Annotated in this window: 20 protein-coding genes and 1 riboswitch; of the genes, 11 read left to right on the top strand and 9 right to left on the bottom strand. The window is 69.8% G+C overall.

What is annotated here, in order from left to right:
• The first annotated feature begins 48 nt into the window (after positions 1–48).
• Positions 49–966, top strand: a complete 918-nt coding sequence (locus tag FFK22_RS31990; RefSeq protein ID WP_138887900.1) for a PhzF family phenazine biosynthesis protein — start codon at positions 49–51, stop codon at positions 964–966.
• On the opposite strand, the gene FFK22_RS31985 is transcribed toward FFK22_RS31990, so the two are convergent.
• Together FFK22_RS31985 and FFK22_RS31980 are read right to left on the bottom strand one after the other, a co-directional pair.
• Complete coding sequence (locus tag FFK22_RS31985; protein WP_138887901.1) at positions 963–2,066, bottom strand: DUF6438 domain-containing protein; 1,104 nt, start codon at positions 2,064–2,066, stop codon at positions 963–965. The genes FFK22_RS31990 and FFK22_RS31985 overlap by 4 nt on opposite strands.
• Before the next feature lie 78 nt (positions 2,067–2,144).
• Entirely contained in the window at positions 2,145–2,612 is a 468-nt protein-coding gene (locus FFK22_RS31980; RefSeq protein WP_306770205.1) for a nucleoside deaminase, read from the bottom strand.
• 60 nt (positions 2,613–2,672) lie between these two features.
• Here FFK22_RS31980 and FFK22_RS31975 point away from each other — a divergent pair, with 60 nt between their 5' ends.
• On the top strand, positions 2,673–3,650 hold the full coding sequence (locus tag FFK22_RS31975) for a pseudouridine synthase (protein WP_138887902.1): 978 nt from the start codon (positions 2,673–2,675) through the stop codon (positions 3,648–3,650).
• A complete protein-coding gene (gene rsmD, locus FFK22_RS31970; RefSeq protein WP_138887903.1) occupies positions 3,619–4,185 on the top strand; it encodes a 16S rRNA (guanine(966)-N(2))-methyltransferase RsmD in 567 nt (188 codons plus the stop codon). The genes FFK22_RS31975 and rsmD overlap by 32 nt, the downstream gene beginning before the upstream one ends.
• A 58-nt stretch (positions 4,186–4,243) precedes the next feature.
• Here rsmD and FFK22_RS31965 read toward each other — a convergent pair whose 3' ends face one another.
• Positions 4,244–4,744 carry a 6,7-dimethyl-8-ribityllumazine synthase gene (locus tag FFK22_RS31965; RefSeq protein WP_138887904.1) on the bottom strand — a complete coding sequence of 167 codons (501 nt, stop codon included), beginning with the start codon at positions 4,742–4,744 and terminating at the stop codon, positions 4,244–4,246.
• A gap of 73 nt (positions 4,745–4,817) precedes the next feature.
• Positions 4,818–4,979: riboswitch (FMN riboswitch) on the bottom strand.
• A 172-nt stretch (positions 4,980–5,151) separates the two neighbouring features.
• Here FFK22_RS31965 and FFK22_RS31960 point away from each other — a divergent pair.
• The 5 genes from FFK22_RS31960 to FFK22_RS31940 all read left to right on the top strand — a co-directional run bounded on the left by FFK22_RS31960 (position 5,152) and on the right by FFK22_RS31940 (position 8,790).
• Positions 5,152–5,574, top strand: a complete 423-nt coding sequence (locus FFK22_RS31960) for a GFA family protein (protein ID WP_138887905.1) — start codon at positions 5,152–5,154, stop codon at positions 5,572–5,574.
• Positions 5,575–5,587: 13 nt separating this feature from the next.
• Entirely contained in the window at positions 5,588–6,823 is a 1,236-nt protein-coding gene (locus FFK22_RS31955; protein ID WP_186002758.1) for a nitrate/nitrite transporter, read from the top strand.
• Complete coding sequence (locus FFK22_RS31950) at positions 6,816–8,075, top strand: trimethylamine methyltransferase family protein (RefSeq protein WP_138887907.1); 1,260 nt, start codon at positions 6,816–6,818, stop codon at positions 8,073–8,075. The genes FFK22_RS31955 and FFK22_RS31950 overlap by 8 nt, the downstream gene beginning before the upstream one ends.
• 71 nt (positions 8,076–8,146) lie before the next feature.
• Positions 8,147–8,401 carry a type II toxin-antitoxin system VapB family antitoxin gene (locus FFK22_RS31945; protein ID WP_138887908.1) on the top strand — a complete coding sequence of 85 codons (255 nt, stop codon included), beginning with the start codon at positions 8,147–8,149 and terminating at the stop codon, positions 8,399–8,401.
• On the top strand, positions 8,401–8,790 hold the full coding sequence (locus FFK22_RS31940; protein WP_138887909.1) for a type II toxin-antitoxin system VapC family toxin: 390 nt from the start codon (positions 8,401–8,403) through the stop codon (positions 8,788–8,790). Before FFK22_RS31945 ends, FFK22_RS31940 begins: the two co-directional genes overlap by 1 nt.
• Here FFK22_RS31940 and FFK22_RS31935 read toward each other — a convergent pair.
• The 6 genes from FFK22_RS31935 to tldD form a co-directional block, all read right to left on the bottom strand.
• Complete coding sequence (locus tag FFK22_RS31935) at positions 8,787–9,125, bottom strand: antibiotic biosynthesis monooxygenase (protein ID WP_138887910.1); 339 nt, start codon at positions 9,123–9,125, stop codon at positions 8,787–8,789. The genes FFK22_RS31940 and FFK22_RS31935 overlap by 4 nt on opposite strands.
• A gap of 48 nt (positions 9,126–9,173) precedes the next feature.
• Positions 9,174–9,680: a spore coat U domain-containing protein gene (locus FFK22_RS31930; protein WP_138887911.1), complete on the bottom strand. Its 507-nt coding sequence runs from the start codon at positions 9,678–9,680 to the stop codon at positions 9,174–9,176.
• Entirely contained in the window at positions 9,677–11,995 is a 2,319-nt protein-coding gene (locus FFK22_RS31925) for a fimbria/pilus outer membrane usher protein (RefSeq protein ID WP_186002757.1), read from the bottom strand. The genes FFK22_RS31930 and FFK22_RS31925 overlap by 4 nt, the downstream gene beginning before the upstream one ends.
• Positions 11,964–12,677 (bottom strand): molecular chaperone, encoded by a 714-nt coding sequence (locus FFK22_RS31920; RefSeq protein ID WP_138887913.1) that lies wholly within the window; start codon positions 12,675–12,677, stop codon positions 11,964–11,966. The genes FFK22_RS31925 and FFK22_RS31920 overlap by 32 nt, the downstream gene beginning before the upstream one ends.
• Positions 12,678–12,700: 23 nt before the next feature.
• Positions 12,701–13,153, bottom strand: a complete 453-nt coding sequence (locus FFK22_RS31915) for a spore coat U domain-containing protein (protein ID WP_138887914.1) — start codon at positions 13,151–13,153, stop codon at positions 12,701–12,703.
• A 293-nt stretch (positions 13,154–13,446) separates the two neighbouring features.
• Entirely contained in the window at positions 13,447–14,880 is a 1,434-nt protein-coding gene (tldD, locus tag FFK22_RS31910; protein WP_138887915.1) for a metalloprotease TldD, read from the bottom strand.
• A gap of 365 nt (positions 14,881–15,245) precedes the next feature.
• On the opposite strand from tldD, the gene coxB reads away from it, so the two are divergent.
• The 3 genes from coxB to FFK22_RS31895 all read left to right on the top strand — a co-directional run.
• A complete protein-coding gene (gene coxB, locus FFK22_RS31905) occupies positions 15,246–16,079 on the top strand; it encodes a cytochrome c oxidase subunit II (protein WP_221939010.1) in 834 nt (277 codons plus the stop codon).
• 92 nt (positions 16,080–16,171) lie between these two features.
• The gene (gene ctaD / locus FFK22_RS31900; protein ID WP_138887917.1) at positions 16,172–17,767 is read left to right on the top strand and encodes a cytochrome c oxidase subunit I; all 1,596 of its coding nucleotides are present in this window, start codon (positions 16,172–16,174) and stop codon (positions 17,765–17,767) included.
• Between the two features lie 81 nt (positions 17,768–17,848).
• On the top strand, positions 17,849–18,304 hold a 456-nt coding region (locus FFK22_RS31895; RefSeq protein WP_186002756.1), incomplete at its 3' end, for a UbiA family prenyltransferase.

Below are 18,304 nucleotides of genomic sequence, written 5' to 3'. Positions count from 1 at the left end.
CTAAGCCGTGTCAAGACTCGGCCACCTTTCGCCCGACAGGAGGCCGTGATGCGCCGCTTCGCCTTCGAGACCGTCGACGTGTTCACCGACCGCCGCTTTGGCGGCAACCAGCTTGCGGTGTTCCCGGATGCGCGCGGCCTGTCGGACGGCGAGATGCAGTCGCTGGCCGCCGAGTTCAACCTGAGCGAGACGACCTTCGTGCTGCCGCCGGAGGACCCGGCGCACACGGCGCGGGTGCGGATCTTCAACCGGACCTACGAGATGCCCTTCGCCGGCCACCCCAATGTCGGCACCGGCTGCGTCCTGGCCCGGCACGGGCTGGACCGCAACGGCGTGCTGCTGTTCGAGGAGCTGTCCGGCCTGGTCGAGGTACGGGTCGAGCGCGACGCGGCCGGGGCCGTGACCGGCGCCGTGATCGCAGCACCGCAGCCGCTGTCGACGCTGCTGGAACTGCCGGCCGAGGCGATCGCCGCCTGCGCCGGGCTGGCGCCATCCGACATCATCACCAAGGCGCATCAGCCTGTGCTGGCCTCGGTCGGCGTGCCCTTCGTGCTGGCCGAGGTGACGGGCGAGGCGCTGACCCGCGCCACCATGGACATCGCCGCCTTCCGCCGTACCCAGGAACAGAACCTGGCAGTGGGCCGACGCCTGTCGCTGCATCTCTACGCCCGCGATCCGGCGGCACCGGACATCGCCGCGCCGGGCGGAGCCCGGATTCGCGCCCGGATGTTCGCGCCCCTCTCCGGCACCTATGAGGACCCGGCGACCGGCAGCGCCAACGCCATCCTTGGCGCGCTGCTGCTGTCGCTCTCCGGAGCCGAGGCCGGGCAGGCCGAGATCGTCCAGGGCGCGGAGATGGGCCGCCCGAGCCTGCTGCGCGTCGCCGCCCGCCGCGCCGCGGACGGCATCCGCGCCACCGTCGGCGGCGGCTGCATCCCGGTGCTGAAGGGCGAAGCGGAGGTCTAGGAACCGAGCTTCGCCAGGAGGCGGGTCCAGCCCTTCACGCGGGCACGGGCGATCAGCGCGGTCTTGGTCTCGCCGCTCACCCGCGCTCCGGCCAGCACCAGCGCCACGTCCTCGGAATCGGTCACCAGAACAGCCTTTCGGATCATCGGACTCGTGAAATCGGGGTCGATGCCTGCCCTCAGAAGTATTCGGGCGACCCTCGCCGAGGCCGCCGTATGCAGTGCGGTGTAGGGTCCAACCCCGGATTCCTCGACCACCGGATCGACACCCAAGGCAACCAGCCTTCGAACAAGGCCTGCATCGTCCCGTCGGGCGGCGATCACAAGCGCCACGCTTCTGTCTTGCCGGGTGCCTCGTTCGGCCGCGGCCTCGCTGAACAGCAATAAGGTTCTTTCGAGATCCGACCTTGACGAGGTTGCGAGAGGGAACAGCAGCTCGAATGCCGGCAGCTGTTGGCGAGAGGTGCGCCCGTTCAGGGGGACGCCCGCCAAGATCAGGTCGCTGGCATAGGCGTAGTTCTGGATTTCCAGCGCATCGGCCAAAAAGGTCGCCGCTTTCTCCGATGTGAAGTCGAAGCCGGCCTGCCGCAGCGTCGCGATCGTCTCGGGCGTGCCTTTGACGAACTTCGCCGTTCCCGCGGTCCGGTCGATCGCATCCTCGAGCTCGGTGACCGTTGGCGGCATGCCGGCCATCTTGCCCACATAGTCGATGACCTTCTTGGTCTGGCCGTCGATTGTCAGCGTGACGCTATGGAAGGGGTTGTCCGTGATTTCGGCGATGTACTCGTCCTTCAGCGCGAAGAAGTCCGCCCGTTCGAACATGCGCAGCAGGGCGGCGACCTCCGCCGGGGCGATCCGATGCTGGAACCGGCCGCTCACCGCCACCGAGCTGATCCCTTCATAGGTCACCGACCCGTCCCCGGCGATGTCGACCACATAGGCCGGGCACCAGCCGAAACAGGCGCTGCGCACCAACCGGATATCGACCTTGCTCGCCTCCGACACCTTGGGAAATGGCGCTTGGCATCCCAAGAGGACGCTCAGAGCTGCGACTGCCACAGCAAACCGGCACCAGCGCCGGCCGAAAAATTCGGACATCATTAAGACTACTCTGAAATCACCCCTCCCCCAGGGGTCGCCCGATCTTGTCAGATTGCCGGGCCGGCAGCCAGCCCGCTCCTATCGCCGCGCCCGGAAGAACGCCCGCAGCAGCTCGCCTGCCTCCTCCCCACCCGGCGCTTGTTCCACCTGAGGGCGGTGGTGGCAGGTCTTCTGCTCGAAGAAGCGCGGGCCGTGCAGCACCGCGCCACCCTTCGGGTCGAGGGCGGCGAACACCACCCGGCGGATACGGGCGAAGGAGATGGTGCCGGCGCACAGCGCGCAGGGCTCGAGCGTGACGTAGAGGTCGCAGTCCGGCAGCCGCGGCCGGCCGCGCAGCCGCCCGGCCTCGCGGATCGCCAGCACCTCGGCATGGGCGGTCGGGTCGGCCAGCTCCTCCACCCGGTTGCCGGCCCGGGCCAGCACCGCGCCGGTCGCGGCCTCGACCAGCACCGCGCCGACCGGCACCTCGCCGCGCGAAGCCGCCGCCGCCGCCTCGTCGAGGGCGAGGCGCATATAGGTGTCGGAGGCTGTCGGGTCGGCGGGCACGGGTCAGATCCTCGAGTTTCGCGCTAACCCTGGCCGGGCGCTTCGCGCTAGACAAGGGCGATGAGCAAGACCCCCAAGACCACCGTCGGGAAGACGGCGGGCGATCCGGCCGCGACAGGCGCCGCGACCCCGGCCGCGAAACCCAAGGCCACCTTCAAGGATGGCGGCGAGAAGGACGGCGAGCGCGTCGCCAAGGTGCTGGCCCGGGCCGGGATGTGCTCGCGCCGCGAGGCCGAGCGCTGGATCGCCGAGGGCCGCGTGGCGCTGGACGGCAAGGTGCTGGACACCCCCGCCGTGGTCGTGCCGCCCGGATCCGTGCTGAGCGTCGACGGCGTGCCGGTGCCGGAGCCCGAGCGCACCCGGCTGTGGCGCTACCACAAGCCGGCCGGGCTGGTCACCACCCGGTCCGACCCGCAGGGCCGCCAGACCGTGTTCGACAACCTGCCGGCGGAGCTGCCGCGCGTGGTCTCGATCGGCCGGCTGGACCTGAACAGCGAAGGCCTGCTTCTCCTCACCAATGACGGCGAGCTGTCGCGCCGGCTGGAGCTGCCGTCGACCGGCTGGCCGCGCCGCTACCGCGTGCGGGTGCATGGCACGCCGGATCCGGCGAAGCTGGCCGGCCTGGCCAAGGGCATCACCGTCTCCGGCGTGCATTACGGCCCGATCGAGGCGGCGCTGGACAAGGTGCAGGGTGCCAATGCCTGGCTGACCGTGACCCTGCGCGAGGGCAAGAACCGCGAGGTGCGCAAGGTAATGGAGGCGATCGGCTTGAACGTGAACCGGCTGATCCGCGTCGCCTACGGCCCGTTCCAGCTGGGCATCCTGGAGAAGGGCGAGGCCGAGGAGATCAAGGCCTCGGTGCTGCGCGACCAGCTCGGCCGCTGGATGACGACCCATGAGGAGGAGCGGCCGACGCGCAAGCCGGCTCCCGCCAAGCCCGCCCCGACCAAGCCCACACCGGCGAAGCCGACAGGGTCCAGGCCCGCGACCGGCGCCGCCTCCCGCCATGCCCCTGCGCCTCGTCGCCGGCCGGCATAGGGGCCGGGCGCTCGCCGCCCCGCCGGACCGCGCCACCCGCCCGACCGGCGAGCGGGTGCGCGAGGCGGTGTTCAACATCCTGGCCCATGCCGGATACGGCCCCGACGAAGGCGACGCGGTGGCCGGCGCCGTGGTGCTGGACGCCTTCGCCGGCACCGGGGCGCTGGCCTTCGAGGCGCTGTCGCGCGGCGCCGCCGAGGCCTGGCTGTTCGACAGCTCGGCCGCGGCGCTGGGCTTCGCCCGGAAGAATGCCGAGACGCTGGGCGAGACGGCCCGCGCGCATCTGCTGCGCGCCGACGCGCTGAAACCGCCGTCGGTGCGGGCGCAGGCGACGCTCCTGTTCCTCGATCCGCCATACCGCCTGGGGCTGGTCGGCCCGGCGATCCGGGCGCTGTCCGCCGCCGGCTGGCTGGCGCCCGGCTGCCTGGTGGTGGCCGAGACCGCGGCCGACGAGCCGGCGGTGGAGGGGCTCGCCCTGCTGGACGAGCGCCGCTACGGCATCGCCCGCATCGGCTTCGGCCGGGTGACGGAGTAAACGGACAGGCGCGTAGGTCGGGTTCGCGATGCGAACCCAACCTTGCGGCTCGTGCGGCTCAGGCCGCCGCGCGCAGGCCCTGGCCGCGCAGCTTCGCCACCGCGGCGATGGTCTTTAGCGCGGCCTCCGCCGCCTCCTTGCCCTTGACCAGGAAATGCTCGCGGAAGAAGGCCGTGTGAGCCTCGTGCTCGTGGAAGCGCTGCGGCGTCAGTACCGCGGAGAGCACCGGCACCTCGGTGTCGAGCTGCACCCGCATCAGCGCGTCGATCACCGCGGTCGACACGAATTCGTGCCGATAGATGCCGCCGTCGACGATGAAGCCGGTGGCGACGATGGCGTCGTAGCGGCCGCTCTTGGCCAGCAGCTGGGCGTGCAGCGGGATCTCGAACACGCCCGGCACCTCGAACAGATCGACCTCGGGGGCCGCGGCGCCAGCCTGGGCGATCTCGGCCAGGAAGGCGGTCTTGCACTGGTCGACGATGTCGCGATGCCAGCACGCCTGGATGAAGGCGATGCGGGGCGTGTCGGTACGGGAAGCAGAAGACAGGGGCTGATTCATGGTCATCCTCATGCAACGGACCAGAATCAGGGCATACGGGACCGACCGCCAGGATTCGCACCCGGCCCGCCGTCCCCGTTCTCTTTCATCCGGACTGTGACCGTCGGCTTCGGATTCTGACCGAATCTGCTGACCCTGCCGGTCGCCCGGCAGGCGCTCGCGGGCTCGTGCGCGGCCGTTTCGGGACCACGCCATCACCGCCGGTGGGGACTTTCACCCCGCCCTGAGAACGTCCGCCGCCCGGGGGATCCGGACGGCTCCGTCGAATATCGGGAGCGGGTTCAAGCTTGGCAAGGCCGAACGCGACATGGCGGTGGCGCGCCTGCGACATCGCGAGACGGGTCCGGCATAATGACGGAGGCCCGACGGCCACACGCTGGAGCCCGGCGCAGCGAGGGAGACGAGCGATGACGGACCAGACCGGCGGCTGCCTGTGCGGGGCGGTGCGCTATCGGGTGACGGGGCCGCTGCGTCCGGTCGTGGCCTGCCATTGCAGCCAGTGCCGCCGCACCTCGGGCCATGTCGCCGCCTTCACCGCCTGCGCCGCCGGCGACCTGGTGCTGGAGAGTGACCGCGGCCTGCGCTGGTACCGCTCCTCGCCCGAGGCGGAGCGCGGCTTCTGCGGCGAATGCGGCAGCAACCTGTTCTGGCGGCAGGTGGCGGCCCGCAGCATCCGGATCAGCATCGGCGCCGGCACGCTGGACGGCGCCCCCGGCCTGGCCCTGGTCGCCCATGCCTTCACCGCCGACAAGGGCGGCTATTACGCCATCACCGACGACGTGCCGCACTGGCCGCAATCGCCGTCGGAGCTGCCGGCCGCCGGCCGGTAGGGAGGCGAAGGCCATGTCTTCCGCGGGGCGGAATCGGAGCATCGAGGCGGTCGTCCTGTTCACGGCCTTCATCGCCTCGACCTACGGCTTCGGGATGTACCTGTTCCCGGCCATCGTCGAGGCCATCCGGCACGACCTGCCGTTCACCTATGACGCGATGGGCGTGATCTCCGGCTGCGTCCAGGCCGGCTTCATGCTGTGCGCGCTGTTGAGCGGCCTGCTGACCGTCCGCTTCGGCGCCCTGCCGATGATCCTGGGGTCGATCGCCGTCTGCGCCGCCTGCCTGGGCGGGCTGGCGCTGGTGACCGACATCGTCGCCATGGGCGTGCTGCTGACCATCCTGGGCGGATGCGCCGCGGCGATCTGGGTGCCGATGGTCGAGGTGTCGAGCGAGATCGTGCCCCGGTCGCACCAGGGCAAGGCGCTGGGGCTGATGTCGTCCGGCACCAGCTACGGCGTCTTCGTCAACGGCCTGCTGATCACCGGCTTCCTGGCGACCGAGGGCTGGCGCTTCCTGTGGGCGACCACCGGCGCGATCGTCGCCGTGCTGGCGCTGGCCGGCTTCCTGCGCCTGCGCCGGCCGGCCGGGACGAGGCCGGCGGCGGAGGCCGCCCAGCCGCGGACCTCGATCGGCGCGCGGCTGCGGACGCTGCCGCCGGGGCTGACCGCGGCGGTGCTGCTGATGATGTTCCTGAACGGCCTGTCCTCCATGCCGTACCAGACCTATCTGTCGACCTTCCTGCAAGGCGAGGTCGGGCTGTCGCAGGACGTAGCGGCGATGGCCTGGAGCGTGATCGGCGCCGTCGGCATGGCCGGCGGCTTCGCCATCGGCGCCCTGGCCGACCGGATCACCGTGCGCTGGGCGATGGTGCTGACCTACCTGATCCTGGCCGGGTCCTGCGTGCTGCTGCTGCAGGCCGCCGCGGGCGGCGGCAACCTGCCGATCCTGTACCTGGCTGTCGTCGCCTTCGGCCTCGCCTTCTACGCCATCTTCGGCCTGGTGCCGGCCTATATCGGCCATGCCTTCGGTGCCGGCCGGTCGGCCCTGGTCTTCGCCTTCGGCAACATTGCCCTCGGCTTCGGCGGCATCGTCGGCAACATGGCCGGCGGCTGGCTGAAGGTCTCGACCGGATCATTCCAGTCGATCTATCTGGCGATGCTGGCGGCGGCGCTGTGCTCGGCCCTGCTGGCCGCTGTTATGCCCAGCGAGCGGCGCTTCGCCGTGGCGGTCGGAGGCGCCGGTGCCTGAGATCGAAGCTGCGCGTTCGGCCGTGCCGGCTGAGGACACCCTGCCCGGCCGCTTCACCGCCTTCGACGCGGAGGCCCTGGACCGGATCGAGGCCGCCGCCGACCGCGTCCTGGCCGAGACCGGCCTGCGCTTCGAGGACGATCCCGAGACGCTGGCGCTGTGGCGGCAGGCCGGCGCGGCGGTGGACGGCGACCGGGTGCGCCTGGACGGCCCGCGGCTGCGCCAGATCATCCGGGCCACGGCGCCCGGGCGCTTCGTGCTGCACGGCCGCAACCCGGCCCGCAGCACGATGGTCGGAGCCGGCGAGCGCCCGGTCTTCGCGCCGGTCTACGGGCCGCCGAACGTGCTGCGCGAGGATGGCAGCGGCGGCTTCGGCACGCGCGCCGACTATCACCGGCTGATGGCCATGGCCCATGCCGCGCCGGGTCTGACCAACACCGGCCACATGCTCTGCGTCATCGGCGACGTGCCGGACGCCGCCCGGCCGCTGGAGATGGCGATCGCCCATCTGACCCTGTCGGACAAGCCGTTCATGGGCACGATCGCATCCCCCGCCGCGATGCGGCAGGTGATCGACGCCGCGACGGCGGCAATCGGCCCGCTGGACGGTAAGCCGGCTGGGTGCCACCTCTTGCATCTGATCAACGCGACCCCGCCCTTGTCCTACAAGGGCAATCCGCTGAAATGCCTGCGCCTGGCCGCCGAGAGCCGGCAGGGCTGCCTGGTCACCTCCTATATGATGATGGGCGCCACCGGGCCGGTCACCGTCGCCGGCGCCCTGATCCAGGGTTATGCCGAGGTCCTGGCCGGGCTGGCGCTGGCCCAGCTGTGGTGTCCCGGGACGCCGGTGATCATGGGCATCTTCACCATGCCGTTCTCGATGAGCCGCATGGTGCCGGTGTTCGGCGACCCGGCCCTGCACCTGGTGCAGTACGGCGCCATGGCGCTGGCCCGGCGGCTCGGCATCCCCGGCCGTGGCGACGGCGGGGTTACCTCGTCCCGGCTGGACGATGCCCAGGCCGGCTCCGACGGCGGCCGCGCCACCGCCGCCGCGATGGCCTGCGGCGCCGATTTCATCCTCCACGCCGCCGGCTGGCTCGACAGCGGTCGCTGCACCGGCATCGCCAAGTTCCGGCGCGAGGCCGAGACCCTGGCCGCCGGCGCCGCATCCGACAACCTGGAGCCGCCGTTGCCGCTGGACCCGGCGCTGGCGGCGGAATTGCGCCACGAGGCCGATCTGGCGGCGGGGTGAGCGGGCTAGCAGATGTGGCGTCGGGTCCGCTCTTTGCTATATTCTACCTAGGTAGATACCCAGGAACCATTATGGCCCTCAGCATCAAGGATCCGGAAACCGAGACGTTGGCTCGCGAGCTGGCGCGGCGGACTGGCGAGTCGATCACCGAGGCGACTCGGCGTGCCCTGGAGGATCGGCTTCGGCGCGTGGTCGGTGCCAGGAAGGCGCCGTTGCTGCTCGAGGAGATGGCCGCAATCCGCAAGCGGATGGCGGCCCTGCCCATCCTGGATCGCCGCAGCCCGGACGAGATCCTGGGCTACGACCAGGACGGGCTGCCGCGCTGATGGTGATCGACACTTCGGCGATCCTCGCCATCTTGCTCGACGAGCCGGAGGCCCCCGATTTCGAGCGACGGATCGCTGCAGATCCGGTGCGGCTGATCTCGGCAGCAACCCTGGTCGAGGCTGCCATCGTGATCGAGTCACGGCTGGGAGATGCGGGCGGCCGGGAATTCGACCTCTGGCTCCATCGGCTCGATGCCGAAGTCGCTCCGGTAGATGCCGACCAAGCCCAGATGGCGCGGCGCGCATGGCGCCGCTTCGGCAAGGGCCGGCACCCGGCCGGGCTGAACTACGGCGACTGCTTCGCCTATGCCCTCGCGGCAACAAGGGGCGAGCCCCTCCTGTTCAAGGGCGACGATTTCAGCCGGACCGACCTGGTGGCCGCGCCCTAGAACGGTGAATCGGCCGGCGCCTGCTCGCGATGCTCGTCCATGTCGTAGTCGCGCAGCACCGCGGCGATGCGCAGGCGGTAGCCCTGGAAGATGCCGGCCCGGCCGGCGGCCTGGGCGGCGCGGTGCTCGGCCCGGCTGCGCCAGCCGGCCACCGCCGCCTCGTCCTCCCAGAAGGACAGCGACAGCAACTTGTCCGGATTGGTCAGGCTGCGGAAGCGCTCGACCGAGATGAAGCCGGGCATCCGCTCCAGCACCGGGCGCAGCCGGGCGGCATGGTCGAGGTAGTCGTCGAACCGGCCCTCCGCCGGCTCGACCTCGAAGATCACGGCGATCATGCGCTCCTCCCTGGCTGAGTCCTTCGGCCCAGAGTAGCCGGACCGTGGCTAGAGGCAGAGCGAGATGCCGGTATAGGTGACGGTCACGTTGAGCGTGTCCGTGTAGCTGCCGGGAATCGCGGCGGTGTTGACCGGGATCCGCCCATAGAAGGTGATCGGCTCGACCCAGCTGCTGCCGATGGCGCCGACCAGCCGGCAGCGCGTCTGCACCGCGGTGCTGCCGCTGCCGTCGCCCCACACCGTGGTACGGGCGGCGGCGGTGTAGCCGTTATAGGCCAGCGTCGGCGTCCCGGCGCTCATCCGCCGCGGCGAGAAGGTGCCCGACCCGCCGGTGCTGACCGCGACCGTGTAGTTGATGCCGAGGCACAGCGCCGGGCAGACGCAGGTCACCGTGATCGTCGACGTCGCGTCCAGCACCGTGCCCGACAGCGGCGCGAAATTGCCGAATGCGAGCGCGGTCGCAGTCACCGAGCAGCTTTCGCCGGCGGCGCGGGCCTGGCCACCGGCCAGGAGGGCACAGGCCGCCACCAGAAGCGACAGCAGGAATCGTCTCATGGCGCTCCTCCGCAGGTGACGGGACCGATCTGGGGGATGTCGCCGGGCGCGGGCGCGAAAGCGAAGGCGATTCGGCACTGGCTGCCGTCCGGCAGGGTCACCGTGCCGGCATTCTCCGGCTGCAGGCCGGTGGCATAGCCCAGCCCGTCATAGCCGACCGGCAGCGGCTCCGCCCCGCCGCCGTCCAGCACCAGGGTCGAGCCGGGCGGCACCGCGGTGCCGTCGGGCCGATGGATCAGGATCGTGGCGGCGTCGCCGACACGGACCGGGAAGGGCACCACGATGCCGCTGCGGTCGGCCGGGACCACGCTGCGCCGGGTGTCGTCGAAGGCGGCGTCGGCCGGCAGGTCGGTCACGTCGATCGCCATCTTGTTGGCCTCATAGGCGCGCAGGCCGCGGACCAGCAGCTGGCCGCCGCTGCCCGTGCGCCCGACCGGCCGGTTCTCCAGCGTCACGCCGACATCGGGCAGGCCGGTGTCCACCACGGCGAAGCTGTCATCGATGCGCTGGCCGAGGAACACCCCGCCGCCGGCCGTGGTGAGCGAGCCGCGGATCTCGCCGCGGACGCTGGTCTGGTCGTCGATCTGGTCGGCCGCCACGGTGAAATCGGCCAGCGCCGTGCGATAGTCGACCTGGCCGGAATAGCGGCGCAGGTCGCCTTCGCTGGCCTGGGCGTTCACCACCAGGCCGCGGTCGGAGACGCCGGTGTCCTGGACGTAGCTGACGCGCTGGGTCAGCCAGCGCTGGCCGTTCTGGGCCGTGGCGTCCAGGCCGACGCTGGTCTCGCGGCCGAGGGGGACGGTGAGCGACAGCATCACCCCGGCATTCGAACCGTCGTCGAGGTCGAGGAAGCTGGTGGCCACCAGCTGGATGTCGTCGAACAGCGTCACGCTGTAGTTGCCCGAGGCGATCTGCGTCCGGCCGAAATCGGTGCGGTCGAGCTCGGCATAGACGACGCCGAACGATCCCCAGCGGCCGAGGTTGAGGCTGGCGCTGGCCCGGGTACTGCTGCGCAGCCGGCTGCGGTCGTCCACCGACGCCACGTCCCGATAGACCCCGGCGGTGCCGGTGTGCTGCAGGCCGACGCTCCAGCGCGGCTCGAGATGCTCGACCCCGACCGCGTATTGCAGGCCCGAATCGCCGCCGGAGTGGCTGCCCGCCAGCGCGGCGTTGACGGTGCCGAGCGTGCCGACGCCATAGACCACGCCGGCACCGCCCAGGACCAGGTCGCGGCTGGCCTCGACATGGCCTTCCAGGGTGAGCGTGTCGTCGAGGCCGTAGCGCAGCGAGCCGATGCCGGCGAAGCCGGAATAGTCGGCGCTGGCCTCGCCGTAGCGCCGGCGGACCGAGCCGGCCTCGAAGGAATAGTCGACGAAGCCTTCGCGCAGCAGGCTGTTGCTGGCGTAGAAGGGCAGCGTCTGCACCGTCTCGCGGCCCAGCGCGTCGCGCACCACGACACGGGCGTCGCCGCCGCCGGTCAGCACCGGCAGGCTGGTGATCTCGAACGGGCCCGGCTTCACCTCGGTCGTGAACTGCTTCACGTTGTTGATGTAGACGTCGACGGTGGACGGCACCGCGGCGTCGCCGCCGAAGGCCGGCACCGGGAAGGTGATGAGGTCGGGCCGCATGGTGAAGTCGCGGTCGACCTGGCCGCCGATCATCCGCACCGGCCGGGTCCAGGCCAGGCCGCCGCTGATGAAATCGCCCAGCCGGTAGCGGCGCAGCGCGCCGGGGTCGGAATAAGTCCAGGTGGTGTCCAGCCGGATCACCCCCTCATCCTGCCCGCCGCCGGAGCCGATATTGCCGAGGAAGCTGGTGTCGAGCACGCCGAGCGGCCCGAAGACGCGGCCTTCCACCACGCCGGAGCCATAGGTCGAATCGTCGCCGCGGGTGCCGATCAGGTCGTAGTTGAGCAGCAGGCCGTAGGCGCTGTCGGCCTGGGCAACCCGGGTGTCGCGCGCCCCGATCTGCACCGGCTGGCGCCCCTCCTCCGGCAGGTCGATGCGCAGCGCCTGGGCCGGCACGTCATAGTCGTAGCGCAGGCCGGGGACGGCGGACAGCGGCAGCAGCCCGTCGGCGGCGGGATCGACACCCTCGGGCGCCCGCACGCCGACCGCCTGCAGCTCCTCCGGCGTCACATAGAGGGTCCCGTCACGCTCCACGAACTCCCCGATCAGCTGCTGGCTCTGGCCGTTGACCGTGACGTCGAGAAAAAGAGCGCGGTCCTCCGCCGTCGCCGGCCCGGCCGCCAGCCATCCAGCAGCGGCGAGCACGGCGCCTGCCTTAAGGGCGGCCGTCCAGGGCGATCGTGACATCGACCCCGCCCTGGGCGCCATTGCCGCGCAACGTGACCTGCCCGGCGCGGTCCAGCCCGCGCAGAGGGATCTGCCACCGCTTTTCCTGGCCCGGCAGCACATAGCCGCCGAAGGCCCGGCTGGCCGCGCCTCCGCGGGTGGCGACGGTCAGGCTGTCGAACTTGGCGTGGATCGTGCCGTCGTTGCGGGCCGCCACCTCGACCACCCCGCTCCCGGCCGGCCGGGCCGACCAGGCGACCCTGGCCTGCCCGGGGATGGCCGCGGAGACGAAGATCGGCAACGACAGGCGCAGGGCCAGGTTGATCTGGCCCGGCACGGGCACCGGAATCTCGTCGACCGACAGCCGATAGCTCTTCTCCGCCGCCCCTGCGGAGGGCCGGCGCAACAGCACCCGGATCACCTGCTCCCGCCCCGGCGGGATGGTGACGATCGGCGGGCTGGCGACCACGGCATCGGTCGGGACCAGCTGGTCGGCGCCGCCGGGCTGCGACCAGTCGAAGGTCCGCACCTGGATCGTCGTCGCCGCGGTGGCCCGGTTGGCCACCGTGATGGTCTGCGCCATCTGGCCCGGCGCGAAGTCGACGCCGAGCGGCGCGACCTCGAGCCCGCCAGCCCAGGCAGCCGCGCTGCCGAAGCACAGCGCTGCCCAGGCCGCCGCGATCAGGGGGAGGCATCGCCGCATCGCCGTCACGGTGCCTCCCCGGGTCAGTAGGTGACCGTGACGGCGATCGTGTCGAGATAGGCGTCGGGGGCGACGAACTGGCCGGCCGGGACGCGGCCGTAGACGGTCGAGATGATCGGGGTGGCGCCGGCGGTGATATGGACCGTGTCGGTGCCCACCGTGTCGCCCCAGTTCACGGTGCGCCCGGAGTCGCTGTAAAGGAAGTAGTTCAGCCGGGCGGCGGTGACGGTGGTGCCCGACATCTGGCGCGTGGTCACGGTGGCGCCAGCCGCCGTGCCGGCGCTGAGGCCGATGTCGTAAGGCGTGCCGTTGGTGCAGGTGACCGTGATATCCGAGGTCGTCTCGGACACCGTCGAGCTGGTGTAGTTGCCGAACGCCATCGGCGTCGCCACCACGATGCAGAACTTCAGTACGGTCGCCGTGACCTGGAAGGTCGTGGTCGCCGTCGCGGCCTGGACAATACTGGCTGGCGCCAAGAATGCGATCGCCGCACCAATCAAAAAACTCGACGAGACACGCACGTCTCTCTCCCCCAAACAGCTATCATAAAATAACGCCAAAAGCGCATCTTCATAACGCCATAAGTAGTAAAATTGTTCAAGAGGGACGAACCACTCAAATGAGTAGGAGGTTAGGAGTATGTCGAATCTAACCAGAACGGACCGATCGTTTGCAAAATTACATAAAATAATATTCAAGATCGGCCAAGGTGCTTGACGACCGATCGTGAGAGGAAGCCGTCTTCAGTGAGGTTCGAAAGAGCAACCGGTCAGGCGCGGGTGCCGCCGACCGTCAGCCCGTCGATCCTGAGGGTCGGCTGGCCGACGCCGACCGGCACGCCCTGGCCTTCCTTGCCGCAGGTGCCGATGCCGGGGTCGAGCGCCATGTCGTCGCCGACCATCGAAACCTTGGTCAGTGCATCAGGCCCGTTGCCGATCAGGGTCGCGCCTTTCACCGCCGGCCCGATCTTTCCGTCCTCGATCAGATAGGCCTCGGAGGCGGAGAACACGAACTTGCCGTTGGTGATATCGACCTGGCCGCCGGCGAAGTTGACGGCGTAGAGGCCGCGCTTGACCGAGGCCAGGATCTCGGCCGGCGAGGTGCCGCCGCCGAGCATGATGGTGTTGGTCATCCGCGGCATCGGGTGGTGCGCATAGCTCTGCCGCCGGCCGTTGCCGGTCGGCGCCACGCCCATCAGCCGGGCATTCATCCGGTCCTGCATGAAGCCGACCAGGATGCCGTCCTCGATCAGCGTGGTGCTGCGGGTCGGCGTGCCCTCGTCGTCCACCGTCAGGCTGCCGCGCCGGTCCGGCAGGGTGCCGTCGTCGATCACGGTGACGCCCGGCGCCGCCACGCGCTGGCCCATCAGGCCGGAGAAGGCGGAGGTCTTCTTACGGTTGAAGTCGCCCTCGAGGCCATGGCCGATCGCCTCGTGCAACAGGATGCCGGGCCAGCCGGGGCCGAGCACCACGGTGGTCTCGCCGGCCGGCGCCTCGACCGCGTCCAGCCGCACCAGGGCCTGCCGCAGCGCCTCGTCCACGGCCGCCTGCCACTGCCCCGGCTCGAGATAGAGATCGTAGCCGGTGCGGCCGCCGGCGCCATGGCTGCCGCTTTCCATCCGGTCGCCGTCGCCGACCACGACCGAGACGTTGACCCGCACCAGCGGCCGGATGTCGGCGGCGTGCCGGCCATCGGCGCGGATGATCCGCACCGCCTGCCAGTTGCCGCTGATCGAGGCGCTGACCTGGCGCACCCGCGGATCCTTGGCCCGGGCATAGGCGTCGATCTCAGCCAGAACCTTGACCTTGGTCTCGAACGGCACGGCCGAAAGCGGGTTGGCGTCGGTGTAGAGCTGCCGGTTGGTGCCCTGCGGCGGCTCGGCCAGGCTGCCGCCATGGCCGGCGCGGACCGCGCCCACCGTTTCCACGGCCCGCTTGACCGCATCCTCGCTCAGCGTCGAAGCATGGCTGTAACCGGTGGTCTCGCCGGCCACCGCGCGCAGGCCGAATCCCTGGCTGGTGTCGAAGCTGGCGCTCTTCAGCTTGCCGTCGTCCCAGCTCAGCCCCTCGGACTGGACGTATTCCAGGAACAGCTCGCCGTCATCGGCCCCCTGCAGGGCCTCGCCGACCAGCCGCTCGAGCCGGGCTCGGTCGAGCCCGGCCTGGGTGAAGAACAGGTCGTCGGTCTGGTCGAGGACGCTCATGGCGGGATTCCGGTCAGCGAATCTGGACTCCAGACATAGTGCCGCCGGCCGGCGGGGGCCAGCCCCCGATCGGCGGTGCGGCCGAATCGCTTGCCAAGGGGATGCGACCATTTGCGTGAGCGGCGCGGCAGCACGGCCTGTTGTTGCCCCCCGGAACGCCCTGTATTTTCGCCCTGGCCAGGATTGGCCCGGCTTCATGCGGCCGGCGATGTCGTAAGGGCTTCAACCCTTGCGGTTCCATCGCTATAAGGCCGGACGGAGTCCAGTACCGGCGACAGCCGGCATGGGCCATGGGTGGGAACGACAACGATAACGAAAGAGCGCACGGCATGCGATCGGGCAGACTGCGTGAATTGGCGGCAGGGGTGTCGGCCTTGCTTCTCCTCGGCACAGGCACGGCCTTCGCCGACGGCCCGCCGCACAACTGGCAGCTCGGCTTCCAGGAAGCAGCCTCGTCGATCAAGGAGCAGATGAACGGCTTCCACAACCTGCTCCTGGTCATCATCGTGGCGCTCACGGTGTTCGTGCTGGGCCTGCTGGTCTATGTGATGTGGCGCTTCAGCGCCGAGCGCAACCCGGTGCCGTCCAAGACCGCGCACAACACCGTGATCGAGGTGATCTGGACGGTCGCGCCGGTCCTGATCCTGCTGGTCATCGTGGTGCCGTCCTTCCGGCTGCTCTATGCCGGCGACCGGACGCCGAACCCGGAGATGACCCTGATCGCCCATGGCTACCAGTGGTACTGGGGCTACGAGTATCCGGACCAGAAGGTCGCCGAGTACACCAGCTACGGCGTCAAGGACGAGGATCTGAAGCCGGACCAGGTGCGGATGCTGTCGGTCGACAACCCGGTGGTGCTGCCGGTCGACACCGACATCCAGATCCTGACCACCGCCGGCGACGTCATCCACTCCTGGGCCATCCCCGCCTTCGGCGTCAAGAAGGACGCGATCCCGGGCCGGACCAACGAGACCTGGGTCCGCATCGACAAGCCGGGCGTCTATTACGGCCAGTGCTCGCAGCTCTGCGGCACCGACCACGCCTACATGCCGATCGAGGTGCATGCGGTCAGCCGCGCGGATTTCGACAAATGGGTCGTCGAGAAGGTCGGGCCCGACCCGGCCGAGAAGCCGAAGCTTCTGACCATGACCTGGGACGAGGCGCAGGCGCGCACCAAGCTGGCCCAGGCCGGGCAATGATCTCACTCGGGGACTGATCCCCATCGGGGAGTGATCCCACTCGGGGCCGGCGGCCCCGACAGGCAACCCCGGACGGGGAAGAGGGCGACACGATGGCTCACGCCGCAGCACACGGTCACGACGACCACCACCACGATCACAAGCCGGGCTTCTTCAAGCGCTGGCTGTTCTCGACCAACCACAAAGACATCGGCACGCTGTACCTGGTCTTCGCGATCTGCGCGGGGCTGATCGGCGGCGTGTTCTCGCTGATCATGCGGCTCGAGCTGCAGAATCCGGGGATGCAGTTCCTGCCCGGCGGGCAGGAATGGAACGTGGTCGTCACCGCCCACGGCCTGATCATGATCTTCTTCACGGTCATGCCGGCGATGATCGGCGGCTTCGGCAACTGGTTCGTGCCGATCATGATCGGCGCGCCGGACATGGCCTTCCCGCGGCTGAACAACATCTCGTTCTGGCTGCTGGTCCCGGCCTTCGCGCTGCTAATCGGCTCGGCCTTTGTCGGCCAGGGCGCCGGCACCGGCTGGACCATCTATCCGCCGCTGTCCGAGGCCGGGCAGCCCGGGCCTTCGGTCGACATGGCGATCTTCGCCCTGCATCTGGCCGGCGCGTCCTCCATCCTCGGCGCGGTGAACTTCATCACCACGATCTTCAACATGCGCGCGCCGGGCATGACGCTGCACAAGATGCCGCTGTTCGTCTGGTCGATGCTGGTGACCGCCTTCCTGCTGCTGCTGGCCGTGCCGGTGCTGGGCGGCGCCATCACCATGCTGATCACCGACCGCAACTTCGGCACCAGCTTCTTCAAGCCCGAGGGCGGCGGCGACCCGCTCTTGTTCCAGCACCTGTTCTGGTTCTTCGGGCACCCCGAGGTGTACATCATGATCCTGCCGGGCTTCGGCATGATCAGCCACATCGTGTCGACCTTCTCGAAGAAGCCGGTGTTCGGCTATCTCGGCATGGCCTATGCCATGGTCGCGATCGGCGTCGTCGGCTTCGTGGTGTGGGCGCACCACATGTTCACCACCGGCATCGGCGTCGACACCCGCGCCTACTTCACCGCCGCCACCCTGATCATCGCGGTGCCGACCGGCATCAAGATCTTCTCCTGGATCGCGACGATGTGGGGCGGGTCGATCGAGTTCAAGACCCCGATGCTGTGGGCCGTGGGCTTCATCTTCCTGTTCACCATCGGCGGCGTCACCGGCGTGGTGCTGGCCAATGCCGGCATCGACACCGCCCTGCACGACACCTACTACGTCATCGCCCACTTCCACTACGTGCTGTCGCTGGGCGCCGTGTTCTCGATCTTCGGCGGTTTCTACTACTGGATCGGCAAGATGTCCGGCCGGCAGTATCCGGAGACCTGGGGCAAGATCCACTTCTGGATGACCTTCATCGGCGTCAACCTGACCTTCTTCCCGCAGCATTTCCTGGGCCTGGCGGGGATGCCGCGGCGCCAGCCGGACTATCCGGACGCATTCCATGGCTGGAACATGGTCTCGTCCTTCGGCGCCTATATCTCGGTCGCGGCCGCCTTCCTGTTCGTCGGCATCGCCTTCTACACGATCCGCTACGGCCGCCGGGTGGAGAGCAACTACTGGGGCGAAGGCGCCACCACGCTGGAATGGACGCTGCCGTCGCCGCCGCCGTTCCACCAGTTCGAGCAGCTGCCCCGGGTCAAGTGACCCGCGGCTGAGAGAAAGAAAGAGGAAACCGGACCGGGCCGCGCGGATACCCCGTGCGGCCCGATCCGCTTGAGGTTTATGATGGTTGACGTGACCCTGGACCGGACAGCCCGAACCGCCGCGGCCGACGCCGAAGGCGGCGCCACCTGGCAGGACTATCTCGCGCTGTTGAAGCCGCGGGTGATGACGCTCGTCGTCTTCACCGGCATCGCCGGGCTGATCGCGGCGCCGGGCCATCTGCATCCCATCCTGGCCGCCACCGCCGTGCTGTGCATCGCCGTCGGCGCCGGCGCGGCCGGGGCCATCAACATGTGGTACGACCGCGACATCGACGCGGTGATGAGCCGGACCTGCGGCCGGCCGATCGTGCGCGGCCGCATCGCGCCGTCCGAGGCGCTGGCCTTCGGCGTGTTCCTGTCGGTCGCCGCCGTGCTGGTGATGGGGCTGGCGGTGAACTGGATCGCCGCCCTGGTCCTGGCCTCGGCCTCGGCCTTCTACGTCTTCGTCTACACCATCTGGCTGAAGCGGCGGACGCCG

The organism is Mycobacterium sp. KBS0706 (assembly GCF_005938675.2).
Classification (GTDB): domain Bacteria; phylum Pseudomonadota; class Alphaproteobacteria; order DSM-16000; family Inquilinaceae; genus Inquilinus.
The sequence above is the reverse complement of the archived record's forward strand: the minus strand, read 5'-3'. Positions and strand labels throughout refer to the sequence as shown.

What these genes read in the sequence shown, in the direction of transcription:
- FFK22_RS31945 (WP_138887908.1), top strand. Translation starts at nt 8,147, where the DNA reads ATGGCCCTCAGCATCAAGGATCCGGAAACCGAGACGTTGGCTCGCGAG.
- FFK22_RS31925 (WP_186002757.1), bottom strand. Translation starts at nt 11,995, where the DNA reads ATGTCACGATCGCCCTGGACGGCCGCCCTTAAGGCAGGCGCCGTGCTC.
- tldD (WP_138887915.1), bottom strand. Translation starts at nt 14,880, where the DNA reads ATGAGCGTCCTCGACCAGACCGACGACCTGTTCTTCACCCAGGCCGGG.
- FFK22_RS31965 (WP_138887904.1), bottom strand. Translation starts at nt 4,744, where the DNA reads ATGAATCAGCCCCTGTCTTCTGCTTCCCGTACCGACACGCCCCGCATC.
- FFK22_RS31960 (WP_138887905.1), top strand. Translation starts at nt 5,152, where the DNA reads ATGACGGACCAGACCGGCGGCTGCCTGTGCGGGGCGGTGCGCTATCGG.
- ctaD (WP_138887917.1), top strand. Translation starts at nt 16,172, where the DNA reads ATGGCTCACGCCGCAGCACACGGTCACGACGACCACCACCACGATCAC.
- FFK22_RS31920 (WP_138887913.1), bottom strand. Translation starts at nt 12,677, where the DNA reads ATGCGGCGATGCCTCCCCCTGATCGCGGCGGCCTGGGCAGCGCTGTGC.
- FFK22_RS31930 (WP_138887911.1), bottom strand. Translation starts at nt 9,680, where the DNA reads ATGAGACGATTCCTGCTGTCGCTTCTGGTGGCGGCCTGTGCCCTCCTG.
- rsmD (WP_138887903.1), top strand. Translation starts at nt 3,619, where the DNA reads ATGCCCCTGCGCCTCGTCGCCGGCCGGCATAGGGGCCGGGCGCTCGCC.
- FFK22_RS31975 (WP_138887902.1), top strand. Translation starts at nt 2,673, where the DNA reads ATGAGCAAGACCCCCAAGACCACCGTCGGGAAGACGGCGGGCGATCCG.
- FFK22_RS31935 (WP_138887910.1), bottom strand. Translation starts at nt 9,125, where the DNA reads ATGATCGCCGTGATCTTCGAGGTCGAGCCGGCGGAGGGCCGGTTCGAC.
- FFK22_RS31990 (WP_138887900.1), top strand. Translation starts at nt 49, where the DNA reads ATGCGCCGCTTCGCCTTCGAGACCGTCGACGTGTTCACCGACCGCCGC.
- FFK22_RS31985 (WP_138887901.1), bottom strand. Translation starts at nt 2,066, where the DNA reads ATGATGTCCGAATTTTTCGGCCGGCGCTGGTGCCGGTTTGCTGTGGCA.
- FFK22_RS31940 (WP_138887909.1), top strand. Translation starts at nt 8,401, where the DNA reads ATGGTGATCGACACTTCGGCGATCCTCGCCATCTTGCTCGACGAGCCG.
- FFK22_RS31955 (WP_186002758.1), top strand. Translation starts at nt 5,588, where the DNA reads ATGTCTTCCGCGGGGCGGAATCGGAGCATCGAGGCGGTCGTCCTGTTC.